The sequence below is a fragment of the Promicromonospora kroppenstedtii genome (assembly GCF_044389675.1).
GTDB classification, from domain to species: domain Bacteria; phylum Actinomycetota; class Actinomycetes; order Actinomycetales; family Cellulomonadaceae; genus Promicromonospora; species Promicromonospora kroppenstedtii.
The window spans coordinates 1-5,456 of record NZ_JBIRYI010000030.1; the positions used below are offsets into that span (position 1 = coordinate 1).

6 protein-coding genes and 1 tRNA gene are annotated in these 5,456 nt (G+C 70.7%); 3 read left to right on the forward strand and 4 right to left on the reverse strand.

From position 1 onward, the window contains the following. Positions 1–118: 118 nt before the first annotated feature. Genes ACH47X_RS26680 through ACH47X_RS26690 form a run of 3 tightly spaced genes read right to left on the reverse strand, consistent with a single transcriptional unit; the run spans position 119 to position 3,266 of the window. A complete protein-coding gene (locus ACH47X_RS26680) occupies positions 119–1,792 on the reverse strand; it encodes a carbohydrate-binding domain-containing protein (RefSeq protein ID WP_397408451.1) in 1,674 nt (557 codons plus the stop codon). Beyond that, a complete protein-coding gene (locus tag ACH47X_RS26685; RefSeq protein ID WP_397408453.1) occupies positions 1,789–2,631 on the reverse strand; it encodes a polyphosphate polymerase domain-containing protein in 843 nt (280 codons plus the stop codon). Before ACH47X_RS26685 ends, ACH47X_RS26680 begins: the two co-directional genes overlap by 4 nt. Continuing rightward, entirely contained in the window at positions 2,628–3,266 is a 639-nt protein-coding gene (locus ACH47X_RS26690; RefSeq protein WP_397408455.1) for a DUF4956 domain-containing protein, read from the reverse strand. The genes ACH47X_RS26685 and ACH47X_RS26690 overlap by 4 nt, the downstream gene beginning before the upstream one ends. A 246-nt stretch (positions 3,267–3,512) precedes the next feature. Here ACH47X_RS26690 and ACH47X_RS26695 point away from each other — a divergent pair. Then, a tRNA-Ser gene (locus ACH47X_RS26695) sits at positions 3,513–3,599 on the forward strand. Between the two features lie 73 nt (positions 3,600–3,672). Here the strand turns inward: ACH47X_RS26695 and ACH47X_RS26700 are convergent. Beyond that, positions 3,673–4,746, reverse strand: a complete 1,074-nt coding sequence (locus tag ACH47X_RS26700; RefSeq protein WP_397408457.1) for a tyrosine-type recombinase/integrase — start codon at positions 4,744–4,746, stop codon at positions 3,673–3,675. Positions 4,747–4,829: 83 nt separating this feature from the next. Here ACH47X_RS26700 and ACH47X_RS26705 point away from each other — a divergent pair, with 83 nt between their 5' ends. Next, positions 4,830–4,970, forward strand: coding sequence for a hypothetical protein (locus tag ACH47X_RS26705; protein ID WP_397408459.1), 141 nt, complete (start codon positions 4,830–4,832; stop codon positions 4,968–4,970). Continuing rightward, positions 4,967–5,422, forward strand: a complete 456-nt coding sequence (locus ACH47X_RS26710; protein ID WP_397408461.1) for a protein phosphatase 2C domain-containing protein — start codon at positions 4,967–4,969, stop codon at positions 5,420–5,422. Before ACH47X_RS26705 ends, ACH47X_RS26710 begins: the two co-directional genes overlap by 4 nt. Positions 5,423–5,456 lie beyond the last annotated feature (34 nt).

The window sequence follows — 5,456 nt, forward strand, 5'->3', positions numbered from 1 at the left end:
ACCGTCGTGGGAAACGACGCCGGGGGGGGCCCTTAGTCCTACTGTGGCGGCACCTCCTGGTGTCAGACGCTCTGTCCACCTCATTCACGTGCGCTACCCCCACGTCTCTCCGGCGAGGTCAGGGCTGGCCACCCGTACCGGTGCCCGCCGGCGCCTCGCCCGCGGCCACCGTGGTGACCTCCGCGCCGTCGGCCTGGATCGAGTAGGTCTCGCCCGTGGTCACGGTCTCGGAGGCCAGGACGACCGACTGCGTGTCCTTGGTCAGCGTCACCTCGGCCACCGTCGTGCCCGACGCGTCGACCACGGTCAGCTCCGTGCCCGCCGCCAGGGTGTCGAAGGTCGCCGCGACCCAGCCCTCCGAGCCGTCGCCCGGCGTCTGCAGCATGCTCGACGTGCCGACGGCGAGCAGCGTGCCGCCGTCCACCGTGAGCGCGCCGGCGCTGTCGAGGGTGCCGTTGCCGCCGGTGGACGGGCCGAGGACCGTGACGTCGCCGCCCGAGACCGTCAGCGTCCCGTTCGAGTCGAGGCCGTCGCCGCCGGCGTCGACCGTGACGTCGCCGCCCGTGATCAGCAGCGAGAAGTCGCCGGCCGCCTCGCCCGGCATCCCGCCGCCCGCGCCACCTCCGCCGCCCTGCGGCGGCTCGCCCTCCGGCATGGTGCCCGACGACGGCGGCTCGCCGCCCTCTGGCATCTCGCCGTCGGCAGGGGCGGGTGTGGCGTCCGCGGCCTGGTCGGACGCCCCGGTGTCGTCGGACGTCTCGGTCCCGTCTGTCGTCGTGCTCGTGCCGCCCGCGGCGTTGAAGCCGTCGTCGGACGACGTGACGTCCACCGTGCCGCTCGCGACCAGGATGTGCGCGCCCTCGATGCCCTCGACGGACTCGGAGACGGTGACCGTGGCGCCGTCGATCACGAGGTCGCTCTCGGCGTGCACACCGTCGTCGCCCGCCGCGACGGTCACGGCGCCGCCGAGCAGGGCCGCGTAGCCGACGGTCTCGCCGTCGTCGTTGGTGCCGTCCTCGTTGTCGGCCTTCAGTCCGTCGTCCGCCGCGTCGACGTCGAGGGTGCCGTCGGTGACGACCAGGAAGTCCTTGCCGCGGACGCCGTCGTCGACCGCGGTGACGGTGATGTCGCCGCTCGCGATGACGAGGCCGTCCTTGGAGGAGATGCCGTCGTTCGAGCGGCCGGTGACCGCCAGCGACCCGGCGCCCGAGACGACCATGGAGTCGGCCGAGAACAGGGCGGCGTTGGGGGCGTCGTCGCTGGTGTCGGTGTAGGTCTCGGCGTCGGTCAGGCTGTTGGACGAGCCGTCCGCGAGGACCACCGACACGTCGTCGGCCTGCGTGACGGCGATCGCGGACCCGGTCGAGCTGGTGATGTCGGCGCCGTCGAGCACGAGCCGGACCAGGCCGTCCGCCTCGGACGTCACCACGATCTGCCCGTCGTCGAACGTGCCGCTGATCCGGTACGTGCCGGGCGCGGAGATGGTCACGGTGGAGCCGTCGGCGGCGGCACCGTCGCCCGAGACGGTGGCGGTGTCCCCGTCCAGCGAGACGCTGGTCTCGTCGGCGGTGTCCCAGGTCTCGTCGGCGAGGGCCGCGAGCTCCGTGTAGTCCTCGCCGTCGGCCAGCGCGTCGTCGACCGTGGTCGCGACCTCGGAGATGTTCGTGGTGCTGGCCGTGCCGGTGCCGTTCGTGGAGCCGGCCGCGGCCGCGCCGCATCCGGCGAGGGCGCCGAGCACCAGGGCGCCGGGGATCGCGGCGGTCAGGAAGGGGTGGGGGCGGCGGATCGTCATGCGGAGGTCCTCTCGCTGGTCAGGCTGTGGGTGTCAGGGGTTTCCGGGGTAGGCGGGGTCGCGGTGGGCAGGCGCGTCGCGAGCCGACGGCGGACGAGGCGCCGCCAGGGCATGTCCGGCAGGTCGGGGCGCAGCACGGCGAGCCCGGTGGCGTACTTGGAGATGCGGTCGGGGCGGTGGCCGGCGCGCCAGAGCAGGCGGTCGACGGACGAGGGCCCGGAGCCGGCGGCCGTCTTGGTCTCGACCACCACGAGGTCGCCGACCGCGGCGGCGGGGCGCCCGATGGCGCGGTCCGCGGCGGGCGCGGCGTCGCAGGGGCTCAGCAGGTCCCAGACCAGGCCGGTGTCGAGGGTCACGCGGGCGTCGTCGAGCAGCAGGGTGGTGCGGCGGTACCGCGACCGCAGCGTCGGAGCGAGCACCGGCGCCGACGGCGCCCCGGCGTCCGCCAGGCGGTCCGAGACGAAGGCCCGGGCGACGCCGAGGTGGCCGGCGTCGTCGTGCGGCTGCCGCTCCTTGACCGTGGTGCCGCGACCGGCGCGGGTCTTCACCTCGACGAAGCACGACCCGGTGTCGACGTAGGTCCGGGTGCGGACCTTGAACCGCCGACGGCGGCGCGTCGCCGCCAGGCGGTACGCGTCGAGCCCCGGGGTGTCGAAGTAGGTGGAGTCGTAGGCGAACGAGCGGGACCCGTCGATCTCCAGGACCCGGGCCGGGGGCAGACCCGCGAGCAGGTGGTCCAGCTCGTCCGGGGTCAGCACGTACTTGCGGTCGCGGCGGGTCTGGAGGGCAGCGGCGTCGTTCAGCTCGTCGAGGGTCACGGGGGCGAGGTCGGCGATCATCGGGCCGCCGCCAGCTCCGGCCGCCCGCCGGCGACCGTGCCCTCGTGCAGGGTGGGGGCGCCGGTGCCGTCGTCGGTCAGGATCGGCAGGCGGCGCGCCTCCGAGTAGCGCACGTCCACCCAGGTGGAGTCGTTCACGAGGTCCAGGCGCTGTACGGACAGGGCGTGCACGCGCGCCCCCAGGAGCTGCTCCAGGTGGGCCGTCAGCTCGGCCCGGTCGGGGATCGCGCGGTCCAGGACCACCAGCTCGCTGTGGTGCCTGGCGAACAGTCGTGGGTGGTCGGCCAGCGCCATGACCAGGAGGATCAGACCGCTGCCCGCGAGGCCGAGCCAGCCGGCGCTCGTCCCCAGCCCGCCCAGCAGGCCGAGCGCGAGCGACGCGAAGTAGTAGGCGACTTCGTGCTGCGACAGCTCGGTGGAGCGCAGCCGGATGATCGACAGCACGCCGAACAGGCCGAGTCCGAGGCCTGCCGCGACGGCGCTCGCGGACAGCGTCGCGGAGACCGCGAGCACCCCCACGTTGACGCCGAGGAAGGCGACGACGAGGTCGCGCCGCCGGTGCCGCGGGAAGTACAGCGCGAAGGTCAGGATGGTGACGGCGACGAGGTCGACCGCGTAGAGCATGAGCTGGTTCATCGGGTCTCCGAGGTTGGCGAGGTGATGAACACGAGGCAAACGCACGGATCGACCCGCACCCTGTGACACGGCTGGGCCACGCCTGTGGCTCTCTGTGCGGTTGCTGGGAGCGCGGTCGGGGCGTGGTCTTTGGGGCGCGTGTGTTGGGTGTCGGGGGCCCGGATCGCCTCGTCGGGGGAACCGATTCGTGGAACCGGGCTCCGACCGGGTATCCTCCTACGGTCTGCTGCTGATGTGGCAGGCGAAGGTAGCGTGTCCGAGCGGCCTAAGGAGCACGCCTCGAAAGCGTGTGTGGGTGAAAGTCCACCGTGGGTTCAAATCCCACCGCTACCGCACCCAGAGTAAGAGAAGTGGCCCCTGACCTGCGTGTTCGTCGGTCGGGGGCCTTTCTCATGCCCCGAATCCATCACTTTCCCATGACATTGGTCTCGGGAGAGTCGCTGTCGGGCTCGCTGACCAGCATGTCTAGGACCACCCGGACGTCGGGGGCGACGTGCGTCTGCTTCACATAGTGCCGCAGCGTGGTGGCCTCCGTGGAGTGACCAAGCTGGGCCGCCGCCGTCTTGGTGTCGAGCTGCGAGTCCAGGAGCGATGCGACGGTGCGCCGGAAGTCGTGCGGCCTCACCGTGACGCCGGTGCCCTCCAGCGCCTCCTTCATCTGCTCTCGGACCCGACCGGGGGAGCGCGGTGTGCCCTCCGTCGAGGGGAACACCAGGTGATCCGGTCCACCGTCGAGCCCGAGTGCCAGAGCCTCACGCAGCGCATCCACCACGAACGGCGGCAACGTCACCGTGCGGCGCGACGAGTCCGACTTGGGCTTGGCCTGCCGCACGAGCTGCCGAGTCGCCTTCTCTCCCTCCGACGCCGCCTTGACCGCGACACGAACGACCGTGCCCTGAACGGTGAGCGTCGGAGCGTCGCCGTCGAGGTCGAGGTCCGCCTCCCGCAGCGCGAGGCATTCGCCAATCCGGATACCGGTACCGAGCATCGCGTCCACGATCTGCGGCAGCATCGTGATGTTCCGAACGCCCCTCTTTGCCGGGCGGTTCTCCCACTCACGAACGGCCTTCCGCAGGATCGGAATCTGGTCGAGCTCCACCGTTCTGATCTCCTTAGGTCCACGGGACTTACGAGTCGGCGCAGCATCCCGAACAGGGTTCACCGAGACTGCGCCGTACCGAACGCACATCGACATGACCTGCGTCAGGATGTTCCGCGCCTGCCGAGCCACGTCGTGCTTTCCCTGGAGGCTGATCCCAGCCAGCAGACGGTTCACCACCACCGGAGTCACCTCCCGTACGCGCAGGTTCCCCAAGGCGGGCCGAAGGTGCGTCCGTAGGTTGCTGGCGTAGGTGTCGAACGACTGGAGCGCGAGCTCACCTTCCAACTGGCGCTCACGCCACCATTCATCGAACGCGACATTCATTCGCGTGTCAGCGGTGACCGCCACGACGCTTCCTGCCAACCCGACGTTCGACATCTCGTGCAGCTTGTCCAGCAGCGCGGCCTCAGCAGTCGTCGAGGATCGTCGCTGGTGTGCATGCTCTCGGCTCGGTTGGAGCCGTGGAGTACCTGCGCCGCAACCTCGCCGAGGTCTACGCAGCGGTCGGTGACAACCCGTTCTCGCTCGTCGTCACGAGTACCTTCGAGGGCACCGCAGTCAAGGACACGACCGCTGCATGGGGCCCGAAGGTTTACTCATGAGCGAGTCGCGCCTGGTGCTTCATGCGACTCTCGCGGGAGGCACGAACAACCAGGACCGCTACGTCATCGGACACGGATTCGCTGCCGTGCTTGACGGGGCAACCTCCGTAGCTGGCGACCGCTCGCACGACCCTGGCTGGTACGCCGAACAACTGGCGCAAGCGATTAGCGAAACCGTGCCGCGCGCTGGTGCGCTGGCTGACGCCGTCACCGAAGCGATCCGCGCAGTCCGCGACACCCACGGCCTGACACCAGCCACTACGCCGACCAGTACGGTCGCTCTCGCACGGTGGTCGGATGAGGTCGTGGAGACCTACGTCCTCGGGGACAGCTACGTCGTCGTCTTCCACACCGATGGCACCGAGACCATCCACACGGATAGCCGGCTAGATGTACTCGGCCATGACGTTGGTGACGTTCGGCTTGTAACGCAAGGAGGCCTCCTGGCTTAGTGGAGCTGTCTAGTTCTTCACTGCCAGGAGGCCT

Coding starts and splice junctions, on each gene's coding strand:
- ACH47X_RS26690 (WP_397408455.1), bottom strand. CDS start 3,266: ATGAACCAGCTCATGCTCTACGCGGTCGACCTCGTCGCCGTCACCATC.
- ACH47X_RS26685 (WP_397408453.1), bottom strand. CDS start 2,631: ATGATCGCCGACCTCGCCCCCGTGACCCTCGACGAGCTGAACGACGCC.
- ACH47X_RS26680 (WP_397408451.1), bottom strand. CDS start 1,792: ATGACGATCCGCCGCCCCCACCCCTTCCTGACCGCCGCGATCCCCGGC.
- ACH47X_RS26710 (WP_397408461.1), top strand. CDS start 4,967: ATGAGCGAGTCGCGCCTGGTGCTTCATGCGACTCTCGCGGGAGGCACG.
- ACH47X_RS26700 (WP_397408457.1), bottom strand. CDS start 4,746: ATGTCGAACGTCGGGTTGGCAGGAAGCGTCGTGGCGGTCACCGCTGAC.